The sequence below is a fragment of the Burkholderia dolosa genome, from assembly GCF_902499135.1.
GTDB lineage: Bacteria > Pseudomonadota > Gammaproteobacteria > Burkholderiales > Burkholderiaceae > Burkholderia > Burkholderia dolosa.
This window is the reverse complement of sequence record NZ_CABVPR010000026.1, coordinates 1-19865: the sequence shown is the minus strand read 5'-3', so window position 1 is coordinate 19865 and position 19865 is coordinate 1. Positions and strand designations below refer to the sequence as shown.

Annotated in this window: 20 protein-coding genes; 5 read left to right on the top strand and 15 right to left on the bottom strand. The window is 65.5% G+C overall.

Going from position 1 to position 19865, the window contains the following annotated elements; translation table 11 throughout:
- The first annotated feature begins 62 nt into the window (after positions 1-62).
- The 3 genes from prfB to BUB20358_RS13795 all read left to right on the top strand — a co-directional run bounded on the left by prfB (position 63) and on the right by BUB20358_RS13795 (position 3829).
- A protein-coding gene (prfB, locus tag BUB20358_RS13805; RefSeq protein WP_105773950.1) for a peptide chain release factor 2 occupies positions 63-1167 on the top strand; the annotation gives its coding sequence in 2 pieces (ribosomal slippage) (positions 63-143 and positions 145-1167; 1104 coding nt in all).
- Positions 1168-1239: 72 nt separating this feature from the next.
- Positions 1240-2766, top strand: coding sequence for a lysine--tRNA ligase (lysS, locus tag BUB20358_RS13800; protein WP_006763941.1), 1527 nt, complete (start codon positions 1240-1242; stop codon positions 2764-2766).
- A gap of 337 nt (positions 2767-3103) precedes the next feature.
- Positions 3104-3829: a glycine zipper 2TM domain-containing protein gene (locus BUB20358_RS13795; RefSeq protein ID WP_035972102.1), complete on the top strand. Its 726-nt coding sequence runs from the start codon at positions 3104-3106 to the stop codon at positions 3827-3829.
- Between the two features lie 142 nt (positions 3830-3971).
- On the opposite strand, the gene iscX is transcribed toward BUB20358_RS13795, so the two are convergent.
- From iscX to BUB20358_RS13735, 12 genes are all read right to left on the bottom strand, one after another.
- Positions 3972-4181 (bottom strand): Fe-S cluster assembly protein IscX, encoded by a 210-nt coding sequence (gene iscX / locus BUB20358_RS13790; RefSeq protein ID WP_006412879.1) that lies wholly within the window; start codon positions 4179-4181, stop codon positions 3972-3974.
- Positions 4182-4248: 67 nt separating this feature from the next.
- Complete coding sequence (fdx, locus tag BUB20358_RS13785) at positions 4249-4590, bottom strand: ISC system 2Fe-2S type ferredoxin (protein WP_006401949.1); 342 nt, start codon at positions 4588-4590, stop codon at positions 4249-4251.
- A gap of 87 nt (positions 4591-4677) precedes the next feature.
- Positions 4678-6546, bottom strand: coding sequence for a Fe-S protein assembly chaperone HscA (gene hscA / locus BUB20358_RS13780; protein WP_006763939.1), 1869 nt, complete (start codon positions 6544-6546; stop codon positions 4678-4680).
- A 54-nt stretch (positions 6547-6600) separates the two neighbouring features.
- On the bottom strand, positions 6601-7128 hold the full coding sequence (gene hscB / locus BUB20358_RS13775) for a Fe-S protein assembly co-chaperone HscB (protein ID WP_035973324.1): 528 nt from the start codon (positions 7126-7128) through the stop codon (positions 6601-6603).
- 96 nt (positions 7129-7224) lie between these two features.
- The gene (gene iscA, locus BUB20358_RS13770; RefSeq protein WP_011885413.1) at positions 7225-7548 is read right to left on the bottom strand and encodes an iron-sulfur cluster assembly protein IscA; all 324 of its coding nucleotides are present in this window, start codon (positions 7546-7548) and stop codon (positions 7225-7227) included.
- A 64-nt stretch (positions 7549-7612) separates the two neighbouring features.
- Positions 7613-8020 (bottom strand): Fe-S cluster assembly scaffold IscU, encoded by a 408-nt coding sequence (gene iscU / locus BUB20358_RS13765; RefSeq protein WP_006763936.1) that lies wholly within the window; start codon positions 8018-8020, stop codon positions 7613-7615.
- A 68-nt stretch (positions 8021-8088) separates the two neighbouring features.
- Entirely contained in the window at positions 8089-9312 is a 1224-nt protein-coding gene (locus BUB20358_RS13760) for an IscS subfamily cysteine desulfurase (RefSeq protein ID WP_035972100.1), read from the bottom strand.
- Positions 9313-9373: 61 nt separating this feature from the next.
- Complete coding sequence (gene iscR / locus BUB20358_RS13755) at positions 9374-9913, bottom strand: Fe-S cluster assembly transcriptional regulator IscR (RefSeq protein WP_006763935.1); 540 nt, start codon at positions 9911-9913, stop codon at positions 9374-9376.
- A gap of 117 nt (positions 9914-10030) precedes the next feature.
- Positions 10031-10513, bottom strand: coding sequence for a low molecular weight protein-tyrosine-phosphatase (locus tag BUB20358_RS13750; RefSeq protein ID WP_006763934.1), 483 nt, complete (start codon positions 10511-10513; stop codon positions 10031-10033).
- Positions 10514-10614: 101 nt separating this feature from the next.
- The gene (locus BUB20358_RS13745) at positions 10615-10842 is read right to left on the bottom strand and encodes a hypothetical protein (RefSeq protein ID WP_006763933.1); all 228 of its coding nucleotides are present in this window, start codon (positions 10840-10842) and stop codon (positions 10615-10617) included.
- Between the two features lie 127 nt (positions 10843-10969).
- Positions 10970-12382, bottom strand: a complete 1413-nt coding sequence (locus tag BUB20358_RS13740; protein WP_006763932.1) for a lactate utilization protein B — start codon at positions 12380-12382, stop codon at positions 10970-10972.
- A gap of 33 nt (positions 12383-12415) precedes the next feature.
- Entirely contained in the window at positions 12416-13138 is a 723-nt protein-coding gene (locus tag BUB20358_RS13735; RefSeq protein WP_006763931.1) for a (Fe-S)-binding protein, read from the bottom strand.
- A 180-nt stretch (positions 13139-13318) separates the two neighbouring features.
- Between BUB20358_RS13735 and BUB20358_RS13730 the strand changes: the two genes are divergently transcribed.
- On the top strand, positions 13319-14128 hold the full coding sequence (locus BUB20358_RS13730; RefSeq protein ID WP_006763930.1) for an IclR family transcriptional regulator: 810 nt from the start codon (positions 13319-13321) through the stop codon (positions 14126-14128).
- 101 nt (positions 14129-14229) lie between these two features.
- Here BUB20358_RS13730 and pbpG read toward each other — a convergent pair whose 3' ends face one another.
- Entirely contained in the window at positions 14230-15384 is a 1155-nt protein-coding gene (gene pbpG / locus BUB20358_RS13725) for a D-alanyl-D-alanine endopeptidase (RefSeq protein ID WP_006763929.1), read from the bottom strand.
- A gap of 652 nt (positions 15385-16036) precedes the next feature.
- On the opposite strand from pbpG, the gene BUB20358_RS13720 reads away from it, so the two are divergent.
- Complete coding sequence (locus tag BUB20358_RS13720) at positions 16037-16603, top strand: phasin family protein (protein WP_006763928.1); 567 nt, start codon at positions 16037-16039, stop codon at positions 16601-16603.
- A gap of 202 nt (positions 16604-16805) precedes the next feature.
- On the opposite strand, the gene lpdA is transcribed toward BUB20358_RS13720, so the two are convergent.
- Together lpdA and BUB20358_RS13710 are read right to left on the bottom strand one after the other, a co-directional pair.
- Complete coding sequence (lpdA, locus tag BUB20358_RS13715; protein ID WP_035972099.1) at positions 16806-18575, bottom strand: dihydrolipoyl dehydrogenase; 1770 nt, start codon at positions 18573-18575, stop codon at positions 16806-16808.
- Between the two features lie 281 nt (positions 18576-18856).
- Positions 18857-19865: dihydrolipoyllysine-residue acetyltransferase (locus BUB20358_RS13710; RefSeq protein ID WP_174905078.1), on the bottom strand; the 1009-nt coding region annotated here is incomplete at its 5' end.

Sequence of the window (19865 nt, the reverse complement as noted above, 5' to 3'; positions counted from 1 at the left end):
CGGGAAAGCTGGCCGATCGGCTATAATTCCGCTTTTTTACGAAGCAAGAACAGCGAACGATCATGGAAGCGGAACGTCTCAACGCGATCGAAAGCCTCCTGCTCGACCTGCGCAACCGCGCGGGCGAGCTCCGGGGGTATCTTTGACTACGACGCCAAAGCTGCGCGTCTGACCGAAGTCAACAAGGAACTGGAAGACCCGAACGTCTGGAACGATTCGAAGAACGCCCAGGCGCTCGGCCGCGAAAAGAAGCTGCTCGAAGGCGTCGTCACGACGCTCACGCAGCTCGATAGCGATCTGCGCGATGCGCTCGACCTGTTCGAGCTCGCACGCGACGAAGGCGACGAAGACACGCTCGTCGCATCCGAAGAAGACGCCGCGAAGCTCGAAGCCCGCGTTGCCGACATCGAATTCCGCCGGATGTTCTCGAACCCGGCCGACCCGAACAACTGCTTCATCGACATCCAGGCCGGCGCCGGCGGCACCGAGGCCTGCGACTGGGCGTCGATGCTGCTGCGCCAATACCTGCGCTACTGCGAGCGCAAGGGCTTCAAGGCCGAAGTGCTCGAAGAGTCCGACGGCGACGTCGCGGGCATCAAGAACGCGACGATCAAGGTAACCGGCGAATACGCATACGGCTATCTGCGCACCGAAACCGGCATTCACCGCCTCGTGCGCAAGTCGCCGTTCGATTCGTCCGGCGGCCGCCATACGTCGTTCTCGTCGGTGTTCGTGTATCCGGAGATCGACGACTCGATCGAAGTCGAGATCAACCCGGCCGACCTGCGCATCGACACGTACCGCGCGTCGGGCGCGGGCGGTCAGCACATCAACAAGACCGACTCGGCGGTACGGATCACGCACATGCCGACCGGCATCGTCGTGCAGTGCCAGAACGACCGCTCGCAGCACCGCAACCGCGCCGAAGCGATGGCGATGCTGAAGTCGCGGCTGTACGAAGCCGAGATGCGCAAGCGTCAGGCCGAGCAGGACAAGCTCGAGTCGAGCAAGACCGACGTGGGCTGGGGTCACCAGATCCGCTCGTACGTGCTCGACCAGAGCCGCGTGAAGGATCTGCGCACGAACGTCGAAATGAGCAACACGAAGGCGGTGCTCGACGGCGATCTCGACGACTTCATCAGCGCGAGCCTCAAACAGGGCGTGTAAGCGCCGCGGCGCGGCAGGTCCGCGCCGCCCTTCCCGCTTGCGTCGCCGCACCCATTCCGAATTCCGACCATCATGACCGAACCGACCCAAACGCAGCCCGCCGTCGCGGCGGACGAGAACCAGATCATCGCCGAGCGCCGCGAGAAGCTGCGCGCGTTGCGCGAGCAAGGCGTCGCCTATCCGAACGATTTCCGGCCGACGCATCACGCGGCCGACCTGCAGGCGAAGTTCGCCGAGTCGGACAAGGCGGCGCTCGAAGCGGATCCGGTCGAGGTCGCGGTGGCCGGCCGCATGATGCTCAAGCGCGTGATGGGCAAGGCGAGCTTCGCGACGGTGCAGGACGGTTCGGGCCAGATCCAGTTCTTCGTGACGCCGAACGACGTCGGCGCCGACACCTACGACGCGTTCAAGAAGTGGGATCTCGGCGATATCGTTGCCGCGCGCGGCGTGCTGTTCCGCACGAACAAGGGCGAGCTGTCGGTCCAGTGCAAGGAGCTGCGCCTGCTGTCGAAGTCGCTGCGCCCGCTGCCGGACAAGTTCCACGGGCTCGCCGACCAGGAAATGCGCTACCGCCAGCGCTACGTCGACCTGATCGTCACGCCGGAAACGCGCGACACGTTCCGTGCGCGCACGAAGACGATCGCGTCGATCCGCAAGTTCATGAGCGACGCCGACTTCATGGAAGTCGAGACGCCGATGCTGCACCCGATTCCGGGCGGCGCAGCCGCGAAGCCGTTCGTCACGCATCACAACGCGCTCGACATGCAGATGTTCCTGCGCATCGCGCCGGAGCTGTACCTGAAGCGCCTGATCGTCGGCGGCTTCGAACGCGTGTTCGAGATCAACCGCAACTTCCGGAACGAAGGCGTGTCGCCGCGCCACAACCCGGAATTCACGATGATGGAGTTCTACGCCGCGTACACCGACTACCGCTGGCTGATGGACTTCACCGAGCAACTGATCCGCCAGGCGGCGATCGATGCGCTGGGCACCGCGACGATCCAGTATCAGGGTCGCGAACTCGACCTCGCGCAGCCGTTCCATCGGCTGACGATCACGCAGGCGATCCAGAAGTACGCACCGCAGTACACCGACCGCCAGCTGTCGGACGACGCGTATCTGCGCAACGAGCTGAAGCGGCTCGGCGTCGACGTCACGCAGCCGGCGTTCCTGAACGCGGGCATCGGTGCGTTGCAGCTCGCGCTGTTCGAGGAAACGGCCGAAGCGCAGCTGTGGGAGCCGACGTTCATCATCGACTATCCGGTCGAGGTGTCGCCGCTCGCACGCGCGTCCGATACGGTGCCGGGCATCACCGAGCGTTTCGAGCTGTTCATCACCGGCCGCGAAATCGCGAACGGCTTCTCCGAGCTGAACGATCCGGAAGACCAGGCCGCCCGTTTCAAGAAGCAGGTCGAGCAGAAAGATGCCGGCGACGAGGAAGCGATGTTCTTCGACGCCGACTACATTCGCGCGCTCGAATACGGGATGCCGCCGACCGGCGGCTGCGGGATCGGCATCGATCGGCTCGTGATGCTGCTGACCGACAGCCCGACGATCCGCGACGTGCTGCTGTTCCCGCATCTGCGCCGCGAAGACTGACCGCCGCGCGCGTATGCGCCGCGCTCGGCGCGCACGCGCTTTGTAACGGCGCGTAAATCCTGCCTGCCGGCGTTCGCCGGCTACCGATCCTCCCCCGTTTTATTCCGTTGTCGTATCGGCGTCGTCCGGGTTTTCCCTGTCATGACGGCGCGCGCGTCACTGCAATTCGTTACACCTTGATACGCCGGCCGCCTTCCGCGTGGACGACACTCCTGATGCATCACCACGCATGACCACGAGGCCGGAGCGCGGCAGGTACGCCGTCTTCGATCGACCTCGCGCGTGGGACCCGTCTCAGCCGCGCACGCGCGAGCGGGTCGATACAGGAGAACAGAAAATGGACAACCAGATTCAGACCACGCCGCAAAAGCAACGCCTGCACCCGCTGATCGCCACCGCGGCGGGCGCCGTCATCGTCGCGAGCCTCGCGGCCACTGCGGCGATCACCGGCGTGTTCCCGAAAGCCGGCAGCGCCGATGCGCAGAACGGCCAGACCCAGGCCGCGCTGATCGCGTCGCAGCCGGCCGTCGATACGGCCGCCGCGGCAAGCGCCGCACAGGCCGCGCAAGCGCAACAGCAGGCAGCACAACAGGCGGCCGAGCAAAAGGCGGCCGCGCAGGCGGAGCCGAAGCCCGCGCCTCGTCATACTTCGACGGCTCATCGCCGTACGCCGGCGCCGCAGCCGCCGCAATACGCGCAGCAACCGTCCGCGCCGGCTCAACCGGCCTACTGCCAGACCTGCGGCACGGTGGTCGCGATCACGCAGACGCGCACGCCGGGTCAAGCTTCCGGGATCGGCGCGGTCGGCGGCGCGGCGGCCGGCGGCCTGCTCGGCAACCAGTTCGGGCACGGTAACGGCCGCACCGCGATGACGATCCTCGGTGCGCTGGGCGGCGGTCTCGCCGGCAACCAGGTCGAGAAGCAGGTACGCGCGGAAACCGACTATCGCGTGCAGGTTCAGATGGAAAACGGCGCGACGCGGACGTTCACGTACCACAACCCGCCGCCGTTCGGTCAGGGACAGCGCGTCCGTATCGAGAACGGGACGCTCGTCGGCGCGTAAGGCTGACGACGCGCGGGCCGCCGGCCGGCAATTCGGCGCCCTGCGCGACGCGACAACGAAAACGGCTCGCGATGCATCCGCATCGCGAGCCGTTTCTCTTCATCGGGAAAAAGAGGCGCGGCGCATCACGCCGCCGCGCCGCTCAGTCTTCGTCGTCGAAGTCCGATTCGTCGATCCAGTGCGCCTGGATCGCTTCGAGGATCTTCTCGCCCGAGCGATTCGGATCGTCGTCGAAGCCGTCGAGCGCGATCACCCATTCGCGCAGATCGACGAAGTTGATGCGCTGCGGATCGACGTCCGGATGCTTGTCTGCAAGCGCGATGGCGATTTCGCGCGAATCGGTCCATTTCATTGCCTGCTCTCCCGCGTGCGCGGCCGGGCCGCCGAACGGGAACCGCCCCGCCGGCAGTGCCGACCCGTCAGTGATTTTCCTTCGCGTGATTGATCGAGTACTTCGGAATCTCGACGACGAGATCAGAGTCCTCCTTCACGATCGCCTGGCACGACAGCCGCGACGTCGGCTCGAGGCCCCACGCCTTGTCGAGCAGGTCGTCCTCGTCCTCTTCGGACGGATCGAGCTCGTTGAAGCCTTCGCGGATCACGACGTGGCACGTCGTGCACGCGCAAGACTTCTCGCATGCGTGTTCGATCTCGATTCCGTTGTCGAGCAGGTTGTCGCAAATACTCTTGCCGGGCGTCGCGTCGATCACTGCGCCGTCCGGGCACAGTTCGACGTGAGGCAGCACCACCAGTTGAGGCATGTCCGTTCCGTCAGTCAGGGTGCGGCGTCGAGCGCCGCACGGTTCAATATCGCGCGGGCCGTCGCCGGCCGACGCGCAGCGATTCGGTCAGATGTCGTCGAGGCGGCGGCCCGACAGCGCGCGGCGGATGCTCTTGTCCATCCGGCGCGCCGCGAATTCGTCGGTGCCGTCGGCAAGCGCCTTCGTCGCCGCTTCGATCGCGTCCGCGTCGTCGCCCGGCGCGATCGAAGCCAGCGCGGCGACGAGCGCGTCGATCCGCGCGCGTTCGGCCGCATCGAGCAGTTCGCCGTCCGCGGCGAGCGCGGCCTGCGTCGCCTCGATCATCCGCTGCGCCTCCACTTGCGCCTCGCGCAGCGCGCGCGCGCGCATGTCGACTTCGGCGGTCTTGAAGCTGTCCTCGAGCATCTTCGCGATGTCGTCGTCGGCGAGGCCGTACGACGGCTTCACGACGACCGACGCCTCGACGCCCGACTGCTGTTCGCGCGCAAACACCGACAGCAGCCCGTCCGCATCGACCTGGTACGTGACGCGGATCCGCGCGGCGCCGGCCGTCATCGGCGGGATGCCGCGCAGCTCGAAGCGCGCGAGCGACCGGCAGTCGGCGACGAGCTCGCGCTCGCCCTGCACGACGTGGATCGCCATCGCGGTCTGCCCGTCCTTGAACGTCGTGAATTCCTGCGCACGCGCGATCGGAATCGTCGAATTGCGCGGAATGATCTTCTCGACGAGCCCGCCCATCGTCTCGACGCCGAGCGACAGCGGAATCACGTCGAGCAGCAGCCAGTCGTCGCCATTGCCGCGGTTGCCCGCGAGCAGATCGGCCTGGATCGCCGCGCCGAGCGCGACGACCTGATCCGGATCGAGATTGACGAGCGGCGGCTGGCCGAAAAACCGCTCGACGGCCGCGCGAATCACCGGCATGCGCGTCGCGCCGCCGACCAGCACGACGCCCTTGATGTCGGCTGTCGTCACCTGCGCGTCGCGCAGCGCCTTGCGCGTCGGCGTCAGCGTGCGCTGCACGAGCGGCTCGACGAGCGACGCGAACGTGTCGTGCGCGATCGTCTGCACGAGCCGCACGCCGCTCGACAGCGTCACGTCGAGCGACGCCTGCGGCGCGGACGACAGCGCCTCCTTCAACACGCGCACGCGATCGAGCAGCAGCCGGACGTCCTCGGGCGCGAGCGTCTGCGCGTCGATGCCGGCCTGCGCGAGCACGTGGTCGAACAGCGCGTGATCGAAATCGTCGCCGCCGAGCGCGGAGTCGCCGCCCGCAGCCAGCACCTCGAACACGCCTTTCGTCAGTTTCAGGATCGACAGATCGAACGTGCCGCCGCCGAGGTCGTACACCGCGTAGAGGCCTTCCGCAGCGTTGTCGAGACCGTATGCGATCGCGGCAGCAGTCGGCTCGTTCAGCAGCCGCAGCACGTTGATGCCGGCCAGTCGCGCGGCGTCTTTCGTCGCCTGGCGCTGCGCATCGTCGAAATATGCGGGGACCGTGATCACCGCGCCGACCAGCTCGTCGCCGAGCGTGTCTTCGGCGCGCTGGCGCAGCGTCGCCAGAATCTCGGCCGACACTTCGACCGGACTCTTTACGCCGTCGACGGTGCGGATCTGCACCATGCCCGGCGCGTCGACGAATTCGTACGGCGCATTCGCCGCACCTTCGACCTCGGCCTTGCCGCGCCCCATGAAGCGCTTGACCGACACGATCGTGTTGCGCGGATCGGTCGCGGCTTGCGCTTTCGCGTCATGACCGATACGGCGGCCGCCCTTCTCCAGATATCGGACCACCGACGGCAGCAGCACGCGGCCCGCCTCGTCCGGCAGCACTTCGGGCACGCTGTTGCGCACGGCCGCGACGAGCGAGTTCGTCGTGCCGAGGTCGATCCCGACGGCGAGTCGCCGCTGATGCGGCGCCGGCGCCATGCCCGGTTCGGAAATTTGCAGTAAAGCCATCTTGGTTCGTTCGGGCGCTCGGCCCGTTTGCTGCGCGTGCCGCGAGGCACGCGGTTAAGTTTCGAGACGCTCGATCTGCGCGGTCACTTCCGACGCGACGCGTTCAATGAACATCAGCTGACGCACGGCTTCGGCGGCAGCCTGATCGGCGCCGTTGTCCAGCAGCGTGCCGAGGCGCTCCAGGCGCACGCGCTTTTCGTCGCGCAATTCGGCAAGCAGCGCATCGAGCGCGTCGACGTTGCGAGCGGCCGCGGCATCCTCGATGCCTTCGCGCCACTCCATCTGCTGCATCAGGAATGCCGGCTCCATCGCGGTGTTGTTTTCCGCGCCGACGTCGACGCCGCGCAGCGACAGCAGATAGGTCGCGCGCTTCAGCGGATCGCGCAGCGTGCGATACGCTTCGTTCGCGCGCGTCGCCCATTGCATCGCGATGCGTTTCTGCGCATCGCCGGCCGCGGCGAAACGGTCCGGATGCACCTGCGTCTGCACCGTGCGATACGCGGCATCAAGCGCCGCTTCGTCGAGCGCGAATTGCGCCGGCAGATGAAACAGATCGAAGTGGCTGTCTTTCAGCGAAACCATCGTCGCGTTCAATTCCGGTTCGTGGTGCGGCAAACGCCGCACATTAAAAAGGCGGCTCGTGCCGCCTCTTGCCCGCATCGTGCGGAAACGCCCGCGTCACACGCGGAACGATTCGCCGCAGCCGCACTCGTCCTTGACGTTCGGGTTGTTGAACTTGAACCCTTCATTCAGGCCTTCGCGCGCGAAGTCGAGCTCGGTGCCGTCGATGTAGGCGAGGCTCTTCGGGTCGACGACGACCTTCACGCCATGGCTCTCGAACACCTGATCCTCAGGGGCGAGCTCGTCGACATACTCGAGCTTGTACGCGAGCCCCGAGCACCCGGTCGTGCGAACGCCAAGCCGCAGGCCCACACCCTTGCCGCGGCGGACGAGGTACTTCTGGACGTGCTGTGCTGCTTTTTCGGTCAGTGTAATTGCCATGATGTCCTTGCCGCGGCGCGTCACGTAAGGCGCGCCGCGTTCCCTTCACAAGCCGCTCTCGCGCTCAGGCCGCTGCCTGATCGCTTTCCTTCGTGTCGTGGCGCTTCTTGTAGTCGGCCACGGCTGCCTTGATCGCGTCTTCCGCGAGGATCGAGCAGTGGATCTTCACCGGCGGCAGCGCGAGTTCTTCGGCGATCTGCGTGTTCTTGATCGCGAGCGCTTCGTCGAGCGTCTTGCCCTTCACCCATTCGGTGACGAGCGAGCTCGACGCGATCGCGGAACCGCAGCCGTACGTCTTGAACTTCGCGTCTTCGATCACGCCGTCGGCGCCGACACGAATCTGCAGCTTCATCACGTCGCCGCATGCCGGCGCGCCGACCATGCCCGTGCCGACCGCGTCGTCGTCCTTCGCGAACGAACCGACGTTACGCGGGTTTTCGTAGTGATCCAGAACCTTGTTGCTGTAAGACATGACTCAGACTCCTTGACTCGTTACGTCTGCGTGCGCAATCCGCCCGCGGGTGTATTCCGATGCGGCGTTCAGTGTGCGGCCCATTCGATCGTCGACAGATCGATGCCTTCCTGGTGCATTTCCCAAAGCGGCGACAGCTCGCGCAGCTTCGCGATCTTGCTGTTCAGCAGGTCGATCACATAGTCGACTTCCTGCTCCGTCGTGAAGCGGCCGACCGTGAAGCGGATCGAGCTGTGCGCGAGCTCGTCGTTGCGGCCGAGCGCACGCAGCACGTACGACGGCTCGAGCGACGCCGACGTGCACGCGGAGCCCGACGACACCGCGACATCCTTGATCGCCATGATCAGCGACTCGCCTTCGATGAAGTTGAAGCTGATGTTCAGGTTGTGCGGGACACGGTGCTCCATGTCGCCGTTCACGTACGTTTCCTCGATTTGCGACAGGCCGCGCAGCAGCTTGTCGCGCAGCATGCGGATACGCTCGTTCTCGGTCGCCATTTCCTCGCGCGCGATGCGGAACGCTTCGCCCATGCCGACGATCTGGTGCGTCGGCAACGTGCCCGACCGCATGCCGCGCTCGTGACCGCCGCCGTGCATCTGCGCTTCGATGCGCACGCGCGGCTTGCGGCGCACGTACAGCGCGCCGATGCCCTTCGGACCGTACGTCTTGTGCGCGGAGAACGACATCAGGTCGACCTTCAGCTTCGCGAGGTCGATCTCGACCTTGCCGGTCGCCTGCGCGGCATCGACGTGGAACACGATGCCCTTCTCGCGGCAGATCTCGCCGATCGTCTCGATGTCCTGGATCACGCCGATCTCGTTGTTCACGTGCATCACGGATACGAGAATCGTGTCGGCGCGCAGCGCGGCCTTGAATACGTCGAGATCGATCAGGCCGTTTTCCTTCACGTCGAGGTAGGTGACCTCGAAGCCGTCGCGCTCGAGTTCACGGCACGTATCGAGCACGGCCTTGTGCTCGGTCTTCACCGTGACGATGTGCTTGCCCTTGCCCTTGTAGAAGTTCGCCGCGCCCTTGATCGCCAGGTTGTCCGACTCCGTGGCGCCCGACGTCCAGATGATCTCGCGCGGATCGGCGTTCACGAGCGCGGCCACCTGCTCGCGCGCTTCCTCGACCGCGCGCTCCGCGTCCCAGCCGTATGCGTGGCTGCGCGACGCGGGGTTGCCGAACTGCTCGCGCAGATACGGCACCATCTTGTCGACCACGCGCGGATCGACCGGCGTCGTCGCGCTGTAATCCATATAGATGGGCAGGTGGAGGGTCTGTTGGGTCATCTGTCGCTCCGGATACTCTGTGCAGGGACTATGTGCGTTATGAGGTCGCGCGCGTTCGCGCTCACGAACTCGCGATGTTGAACACGGAATTGGGACCGAGCGGCATCGTGCGCACCGGTTCGGGTGCCGCCGCGACGGGTTCCGGCGTACGCCGGTCGCGCAGCACCGCCGGAGCGCCCTCGCGTGCGCGCTGCTGATCGACGAGATCCTGCAGCGACACGGAGTCGAGATATTCGACCATCTTCTGGTTCAGCGTCGACCAGAGTTCGTGCGTCATGCAATGGCCGTCCGGCTGCTTCGAGCCGTCGCACGTGCCTTTGCCGCCGCACTGCGTGGCGTCGAGCGGCTCGTCGACCGCGATGATGATGTCGGCAACGGTTACGTCCTGCGCACGGCGCGCGAGGTTGTAGCCGCCGCCCGGCCCGCGCACGGATTCGACGATTTCATGCCTGCGCAGCTTGCCGAACAGTTGTTCGAGATACGAGAGCGAAATCCGCTGGCGCTGGCTGATGCCTGCAAGCGTCACCGGGCCCTGCTCCTGGCGCAGTGCCAAGTCAATCATCGCCGTGACGGCGAAACGGCCTTTGGTGGTGAGTCTCATGGTGTCTAGGGGACTGCAATCTTGACGATTTTGGTCAAGTATAAATATTTGACGTTTTTAGTCAAGTATCCATGTCTTGGAAAGGGTATTCGCAGGTCGCTGAATAACGAGCCGCCGTCAGTACCCGCTTCGCGCTTGCAGTGCCGTCAGCAAGCCCGCGCACGCGCGCTCGACCTGATCGAGCACCTGCTCGAAACCTTGCGCACCGCCGAAATAGGGATCGGCCACTTCCGTTTCGCTCGCATCCGGCGCGAACTCCATCAGCAGCCGCACCTTGTCGCGATGTTGCGGCGGGCAGCGGCGGCGCAGCTCCGCGAGATTGGCCTCGTCCATTGCGAGCAGCAGATCGAAACGCTCGAAATCGGCGGCGCTCACCTGCCGGGCGCGCAGCGCCGACAGATCGTAGCCGCGGGTGCGCGCGGCAGCTTGTGCGCGCGAGTCGGGCGGCTCGCCGACATGCCAGTCGCCGGTGCCGGCCGAATCGACGTCGATGCGGTCTGCGAGGCCGGCGACCTCGATTTGATGACGCATCACGCCTTCGGCGGTGGGCGAACGGCAGATGTTGCCCAGACAGACGAAACAGATTGCTACGCGGGTCATCGCACTATCGGAAAGCCGCGGCGGGCCGCGTGGGACAAGAACGCGCCATTATACAAAGGCGCCCGACATCACGCCGTCGCGCAAAGCGACGGCGTGATGCATTACAGCGTCTTCGGCGCGGCAAGCGCGACGTCGCCCGCGGCAGCGGGGAGCGACTTGGCGGAATCGCCGACGAGCCCGAACGATACCGCGCGTGCCAGTTCGGCCGATGCCTGATGAACCGCGAGCGGGCCGCGCGACGGCGCGTCGGACATCGCGTGCAGATACGCGGCCGCAGCAAGCGGTACGACGATCGCGAGCGGCCAGTACATCGATATTGTCTTTCTCATGATGCGGACCTCCTTGACTCTTCCCCGGAACCCGATTCCGGGGAGTACAGGCAGGATTCTATAGACCGCACCTATCAAGATAAATATGTAAATAGCGAATGCACTGTTGCCGTTGTGCGAACAGTCGTCAGCCGAGGTGACTTTGCGACGCGGCGTACAGTTCGCGGAACGTGCGGCCGGTCGGTGTCGGCAGATCGCGCGTATCCATCCATCCGGCCATCATCGGCAGCCGCCGCAGCGTGCCGCCGCTGCCGCCGAGCCGTTCGAGGACGCGCACCGCGAGCTTCGTCGTCAACGCATAGAGCAGCGGCCGCCTGGCGACGAAGCCCCACGCGGCCAGCGCCGCCCGCTCGCGCCACGGACGCAGGTGCCGCTCGACCTGCTTTTCGCGCAGCGTGCGCAACAGTTGCGACAACGGAATCCCGACCGGGCACACGCTATCGCACTCGCCGCAGAGCGTCGCGGCCTGCGGCAGGTCGAGCGCGCGATCGAGGCCGACGTAGCTGGGCGTCAGCACGGACCCCATCGGTCCCGGGTAGACCCAGCCGTACGTATGGCCGCCGACCTTCTGGTACACCGGACAATGATTCATGCATGCGCCGCACCGGATGCAGCGCAGCATCTCCTGAAACTCGCCGCCGAGCAGCCCGGTGCGACCGCCGTCGACGAGCACCACGTAGTTGTGCTCGGGTCCGTCCTCGTCGCCCGGGCCGCGCGGCCCGGTCAGCAGCGAAAAATAGTTCGACGTCTTCTGCCCGGTCGCCGAGCGCGGCAGCAGGCGCATCGCGGTCGCGAGATCCTCGAGCGTCGGCAGCACCTTCTCGATCCCGGTCACCGCGACGTGCACGCGCGGCATCACCGTGCACATCCCTTCGTTCCCTTCGTTCGTCACGATCGCGACCGAGCCCGTCTCGGCAATCACGAAGTTGCCGCCGGTCACGCCCATGTCGGCCGACATGAAATGCGGACGCAGCACTTCGCGCGCCTCGCGCGTCATGTCGGGAATCTCGGTGAGCCGCGCGCGGCCGTGCGTACGCGCGAACAGGTCGGCGATCTCGTTCTTGTCCTTGTGCACGACGGGCGCAATGATGTGGCTCGGCGGCTCGTTGCCGTTGATCTGCAGGATGTATTCGCCGAGATCCGTCTCGATCGACTGCACGCCCATCTCCGCGAGCACGGCGTTGAGCTGCATCTCCTCGGACACCATCGATTTCGTCTTGATCACCTTCTTCACGTCGTGACGGCGCGCGATGTCCGCGACGAGCCGCGCGGCGTCCGCGGTCGTTTCCGCGAACAGCACCGTCGTACCGCGCCGCGTCGCCTCGCGCTCGAACGCGTCGAGCCACACGTCGAGGTTCTCCAGCGCGCGGTTGCGGCGCGCCTTCAGCGCGGCACGGGTCGCCGGGAAGTCGATCGCGGTCATCGCGTCGGCGCGTGCGGACACGAACTTCGTCGACAGCTTCTTCAGGTTCTGCTGCAGGCGCTGATCGGCGAGCTTCTGGCCGGCGCGTGCCTTGAAATGCATCGATTGGACTTGCATCGCGGTATCGGGGAAAGTGAGCGGAACCGGGCGTCAGACGTCGCCCGCCAGCACTTGCGCAACGTGCAGCACGCGCGTGTCGCGGTCGCCGGTGCGGCGCAACCGCCCTTCGATGTTCAGCATGCAGCCGAGATCGCCGAGCACGACTGCGCCGGCGCCCGACGCGCGTACGTTCGCGCACTTCTCGTCGGCGATCGCGGCCGAAACGTCGCCGTACTTGACCGCGAACGTACCGCCGAAGCCGCAGCAGTGCTCGCAGTCCTTCATCTCGGTGACGGCGACGCCGCGCTGCGCGAGCAACGCGCGCGGCTGCGCCTTCACGCCGAGCTCGCGCAGGCCCGAGCACGAGTCGTGATACGTGACGGGCCCCGCGAATTCGCCGCGCGGCAGCGTGACCTTTGCCACGTTCGCGAGGAAATCGGTCAATTCGTACACCTTCTGCTGGAACCGCGCATAGCGCGCCATGAGTTCGGGATCGTCGCGGAACAGGTGGCCGTAGTGCGCGCGGATCATCCCGCCGCACGAGCCGGACGGCGCGACCACGTAGTCGAACTGCTCGAACTCGCGCAGCGCCTTCTCGGCGAGATCGCGTGCGAGCGCACGCTCGCCCGAGTTGTAGGCCGGCTGGCCGCAGCAGGTCTGCGCGGACGGCACGACGACCTCGTAGCCGGCTTCGCGAATCAGCTTGAGCGCGGAAAAGCCGATTTCCGGACGCATCAGGTCGACCAGGCAGGTCACGAACAAACCGACTCGCATACGCGCTCCTTGGAGAAAACGGCTCTCATTATCCGCCGTTTGACCGGCAAGACCAACGCCGGCTTGCGTACGAGCGGCCCTGCCGGAAACGAGGACTTCCTCGAACGGCGTTCGCTTTTTTCACAATACGAGATACAATCGACGAATACCGCTTGACGCGTCAACCGATTTTCCCCCGACATGAGCCAACCCACTCCGGATTCCAAAACGTCGATCCAGGTGATCGAACGCATGATGCGGTTGCTGGACGCGCTCGCCGCGCACAGCGACCCCGTCAGCCTGAAGGACCTCGCCCAGCGTACCGAACTGCATCCGTCCACCGCGCACCGCATTCTCAACGACATGGTCACGTGCCGCCTCGTCGATCGCTCCGATCCCGGTACGTATCGCCTCGGCATGCGGCTGCTCGAGCTCGGCAACCTCGTGAAAGCGCGCCTGTCGGTGCGCGACGCGGCGCTGATGCCGATGCGGGAGCTGCATCGGCTGACCGGGCAGACCGTGAACCTGTCGGTACGTCAGGGCGACGAGATCGTCTATATCGAACGCGCATATTCGGAGCGCTCCGGGATGCAGGTCGTGCGCGCGATCGGCGGCCGCGCGCCGCTGCACCTGACGTCGGTCGGCAAGCTGTTCCTCGCGGCCGACGAAACGTCGCGCGTGCGCGCCTACGCGACGCGCACCGGGCTTTCCGGGCATACGCAGAACAGCATTACCGACATCGCGAAACTCGAACGCGAACTGGCGCTGGTGCGCCAGCAATCGTGCGCGCGCGACAACGAAGAGCTCGAACTGGGCGTGCGCTGCATCGCGGCCGGCATCTACGACGATTCGGGCAAGCTCGTCGCGGGTCTGTCGCTGTCGGCGCCGGCCGACCGCTTGCAGGACGCGTGGCTCGGCCAGCTGAGCCGCACCGCGCTCACGATTTCGGAAGCGCTCGGCTACCGGCCGGCTCCGGAAAAAGATACGGAAGGATTGCAGCGGCAGGCATGACGCGCGCCGCCGCAACGCTGCCGGCGTGAAGCAAAAAAAGCCCCGCGACCGCGGGGCTTTTTTGTCGGCATCGGCGCGGCGAAAACCCGCCGCACACCGGATCAGGTGCCGCCGGCCGCCGTGTTGGCTGCGGTCAGCCGCTCGCCGCCGCCGGCGTCGAGCCAGTTGCGCAGGCGAGCCGCGTCGGCGAAACGCGAATACTTGCCGAACGAATCCAGCAGCACCATCACGACCGGCCGGCCGTGGATCGTCGCCTGCATCACGAGGCATTCGCCCGCCTCGTTGATGAAGCCGGTCTTCTGCAGCCCGATGTCCCACGAGCCGTTGCCGCGAATCAGCGCGTTCGTGCTGTTGTAGACCAGATTGCGCTTGCCCGTGTACACCTCGTACGTACGGTCGGTCGAGAACTTGCGGATCAGCGGGTATTGGTACGCCGCGTTGACCAGCTTCACGAGGTCGCGCGCGCTCGACACGTTCGAGCTCGACAATCCGGTCGAATTCTCGAAATGCGTGTCGGCCATGCCGAGTGCCTTCGCCTTCGCGTTCATCGCGGCGATGAACGCCGGACGACCGCCCGGGTAGTAGCGCGACAGCGCGGCGGCCGCGCGGTTTTCCGACGCCATCAGCGCGATGTGCAGCATGTCCTCGCGCGACAGCACCGAACCGACCGACAGGCGCGAGCCGGTGCCCTTCTCGTAATCGCGGTCTTCGTCGGTGACTTCGAGCTGGTCAGTCATCGGCAGCTTCGAATCGAGCACGACCATCGCGGTCATCAGCTTCGAGATCGACGCGATCGGCACGACGGCATGCGAATTCTTGTCGAACAGCGGCTCGCCGGTGTTCTGGTCGACGACGTACGCGACGCTCGAGCGCAGCGCGAGCGCATCGGGCGTGTCATGCAGGCCGAACGCCTGGCCGACGCTCGGCGGACGCGGCTGGAACGCGACCTTGCGGACCGCAGCACGGTGGCCGTGCGCGTTCGCGGCGAGCGTCACGCGCTTGCGCGACACTCTCGCGCGCGGCTCGTCGGCCGACGCGACCTTCGCGGATTTGACGGATTTGGCGGCAGCAGCGGCCGGCTTCTTCTTCGCGGACGAAGCGGAAGCGGCCTTCTTGGCGCTGTGATGCGCGTTCGCGGTCGCGGCGAAGGCGTCGACGGGCGCAGCGGTCGCGAGCAGCGCAACGGCGACCGACACAGCCGTGCCGAGCGTCATGCTCTGCAACAGTCTGCGTGGTGAAAACGATTCGGCTTTCATTGGGGTCTGGACAAAGCGGGCGGGAGGTTCCCGCAAGTGTAGTTAAAGCTTAAAAAAAGAGCAATATTAGGCACTTACCGATCGTCGTTAAACCGGAATGTAAGGTCGACCGGCATTTGGCCGATCGTCCCGCCCGCTCCCATCGAAAAAAATCATGGGACGCGCTGCCCGACAGCGCCCGCCTCCCGATTACCGCACGGTTAATTGAGATAACGTCACTTTGGAAACAATTTAAAGCGGGGGAACTACGTATCGGCGTTCGGCACGCCAACGGCGCCGATCCCGGCCGTAGCGGCGGCACGTCGCCACGGCAAGCCCGTCGGAACGGCGCGCTCTTCGACAGGAACACAAGCATAACGTTCCAAGCGGCTGTCAGGTTTACCGGCGTAAAACCATTGTGCGGCGCGCCGATGAAGGGCACGCGCGCACCATCTGGGAACGCGGCTGAAACCGATTCCGAAGAACCACGATAACTCGTTGTTTTGTCGATAATTTGTCAGGATTGTGCAACGCACAAAAATGCTTGACAACAGTTTTCTGTGCCCTAAAATAGCCCTCATTGCTGCGTTGCACAAAGCGTCGCGGCACCGACATTCCCCAGCGTAGTGCCCTTACCCTGCGATCGACGTGATCGCTTTTCAGGAGCTAGACCATGTCCTTGCTGACCCCGGAGCAAATCGCCGCTGCCCAGAAAGCCAACCTCGAAAGCCTGTTCGGTCTGACGACCAAGGCGTTCGAAGGCGTCGAGAAGCTGATCGAACTGAACCTTCAAGTCGTAAAGTCGACGCTCGTCGAGAGCCAGGAAAACGCGCAGCGTCTGCTGTCCGCGAAGGATGCGCAGGAACTGCTCGCGCTGCAGGCAAGCCTGACGCAGCCGGTCGCCGAAAAGGTGCTGTCGTACGGCCGTCACCTGTATGAAATCGCGTCGTCGACGCAAGCCGAGTTCGCGAAGGTCGCCGAAGCGCAATTCGAAGAGCAGAACCGCAAGGTCCAGGCGCTCGTCGACAACGTCGCGAAGAACGCGCCGGCCGGCTCGGAAACGGCCGTCGCCGCGCTGAAGTCGGCACTGAACGCCGCGAACACGACGTACGAAACGGTTCAGAAGGCGACGAAGCAAGCCGTCGAAATCGCCGAAACGAACTTCAACGCCGCTGCCGCTGTCGCCACGAAGGCTGCGACCGCCGCTGCGTCGCGTCGTTCGAGCAAGCCGGCCGCATAAGCGTCCTTCGCTCCTGAAAAAGCCGCGCAACGCGCGGCTTTTCCGTTTGGAGCGACGGAAAACGCACGAAGCCGGCAGACCGCCGGCCCTCGCGCGCGGCGGCCGACATGTGCGCCGGCAAACAAAAACGCCGCCGTCCGGCAGTCCGGGCGGCGGCGTTCTTCTTTCATCGTCGGCACATCGCTGTGCCGACGGTGTGGCGTTACTTCTTGCGCTGCGGCGGGAGGTCGGTACAGACGCCTTCGTACAGTTCGGCGGCCATGCCGACGGATTCGCCGAGCGTCGGGTGCGGATGAATCGTCTTGCCGATATCTTCCGCGTCCGCGCCCATCTCGACCGCGAGACACACTTCGCTGATCAGATCGCCCGCGTTCAGGCCGACGATGCCGCCGCCGATCACGCGGTGCGTTTCCTCGTCGAAGATCAGCTTCGTGAAGCCTTCGTCACGGCCGTTCGCGATCGCGCGGCCCGAAGCCGCCCACGGGAACACGGCCTTGCCGTACTTGATCCCTTCGGCCTTGCACTGGTCTTCCGTCTTGCCGGCCCACGCGACTTCGGGGTCCGTGTACGCGACCGACGGAATCTGCAGCGCGTCGAAGTACGCTTTCTCGCCGTGCGCGGCTTCCGCTGCGACGTGGCCTTCGTGCACGGCCTTGTGCGCGAGCATCGGCTGGCCGACGATGTCGCCGATCGCGAAGATGTGCGGCACGTTCGTGCGCATCTGCTTGTCGACTTCGATGAAGCCGCGATCCGTCACCGCGACGCCCGCCTTGTCGGCGCCGATCTTCTTGCCGTTCGGGCTGCGGCCCACCGCGACCAGCACGAGGTCGTAGCGCTGCGCTTCCGCCGGCGCCTTCTCGCCTTCGAACTTCACGTAGATCCCGTCTTCCTTCGCTTCCGCGCCGACCGTCTTGGTCTTCAGCATCACGTTGCCGAAGCGCTTCGCGTTGTACTTTTCCCAGACCTTCACGAGATCGCGGTCCGCGCCCATCATCAGGCCGTCCATCATCTCGACGACGTCGATCTCGGCGCCGAGCGTCGAATACACCGTCGCCATTTCGAGACCGATGATGCCGCCGCCGATCACCAGCATGCGCTTGGGCAGCTGACGCAGTTCGAGCGCGCCGGTCGAATCGACGACACGCGGATCGTCCGGCATGAACGGCAGCTTCACCGCCTGCGAGCCCGCGGCGATGATCGCCTGCTTGAACTTCACGACCTTCTTGCCGTTCTCGCCCTGCACTTCCATGTGGAACGGATCGACGAACGCACCGACACCGGTGACCACTTCGACCTTGCGCGCCTTCGCCATGCCGGCGAGGCCCGTGGTCAGCTTCTTGACGACGCCGCCCTTGAAGTCGCGCAGCTTGTCGAGGTCGACCTGCGGCTTGCCGAACGAGATGCCGTGCGCGGCAAGCGCTTCGGCTTCCTCGACGACGAGCGCCGTATGCAGCAGCGCCTTCGACGGAATGCAGCCGACGTTCAGACACACGCCGCCGAGCGTCGAATAGCGCTCGACGAGCACCGTCTTCATGCCGAGATCGGCCGCGCGGAACGCGGCCGAGTAGCCGCCGGGGCCGGCGCCGAGCACGAGCATGTCGCACTCGATGTCGGCGGCGCCCGCATAGCTGCCCGCTTGCGGCGCGGGTGCCGGTGCCGCTGCAGGGGCGGGCGCCGGCGCGGCTGCGGCGGGCTTGGCCGGCTCCGGCGCTTTCGCGGGTGCGGCTGCGCCTTCTGCTGCTTCGACGAGCGCGATGACCGTGCCTTGCGAGACCTTGTCGCCGGCCTTGATCTTGATTTCCTTGACGGTGCCGGCGACGTCGCTCGGCACTTCCATGGAGGCTTTATCGGATTCGAGCGTGATGAGCGTCTGCTCTTTTTCGATCACGTCGCCCGGCTTCACGTTGACTTCGATGACATCGACGCCGCTGAAATCGCCGATATCCGGAACCTTGACTTCGATGAGACTCATGACTGTCCCCTTCTTGATTAGCTGCAGACAGAGAGGGAGAACCCCGCAGAGAACCGCGCTTACGGCCTGACCAAAGAACGCGAACCTGGGCAGCACCACCTTTGCCGTCCGCCCAAGGACGCGCCTTTCTTTTGGTTACTTTTCTTTGGAAGACAAAGAAAAGTGACCGCCGCCCCGCGCAGGGGCGACGCTAGCAGACCGTTGGCAATACAGGTTCAAAGGCAGAGCGCGGATAACCGACAGAACAAAACCCACGCCCCCGCGAGCACTCTCCCCGCTCATCAAAGAATGATGCGACGGAAATCGGCCAGCAATGCGCCGAGATACGCATTGAACCGCGCGGCTTCCGCGCCATCGATCACGCGATGGTCGTACGACAGCGACAGCGGCAGCGTCAGGCGCGGCACGAACTGCTTGCCGTCCCACACCGGCTTCATCTGGCCGCGCGACAACCCGAGGATCGCCACTTCCGGCGCGTTGATGATCGGCGTGAAATGCGTGCCGCCGATCCCGCCGAGCGACGAGATCGAGAAGCAGCCGCCCTGCATCTGGTCCGGCTTCAGCTTGCCCTCGCGCGCGGCCTTCGACAGCTCGGCCATTTCCTTCGCGATCTCGACGAGGCCCTTCTTGTCCGCATCGCGGATCACCGGCACGACGAGGCCGTTCGGCGTGTCGGCAGCGAAACCGATGTGGTAGTACTGCTTGAACACGAGGTTGTCGCCGTCGAGGCTCGCGTTGAAGGTCGGGAACTTCTTCAGCGCGGCGACGACTGCCTTGATCACGAACGCGAGCATCGTGAACTTCACGCCCGCCTTCTCGTGCTCCTTGTTCAACTGCACACGCAGCGCTTCGAGATCGGTGATGTCCGCTTCGTCGTTGTTCGTCACGTGCGGAATCATCACCCAGTTGCGATGCAGGTTCGCGCCGGAGATCTTCTTGATGCGCGACAGCGGCTTCGCCTCGAACGGGCCGAACTTCGAGAAGTCGACCTTCGGCCACGGCAGCAGGTTCAGCTCGCCGCCGCCTGCCGGCGCGGCTGCTGCGGCCGGCGCCGCACGCTGGCCGGTCATCACGCCCTTCACGAAGCTCGTCACGTCGTCCTTCGTGATGCGGCCCTTCGGCCCCGAGCCCTGCACGCGCGACACGTCGACGCCGAGCTCGCGCGCGAACTTGCGCACCGACGGCGACGCATGGCTCGCGCGGTACTCGCGCGACGGCGCGGCGGCCGGCGCAGCCGCAGCCGGCGCAGCCTTCGCGGGCGCCGAAGCAGCCGGAGCAGGAGCCGGTGCT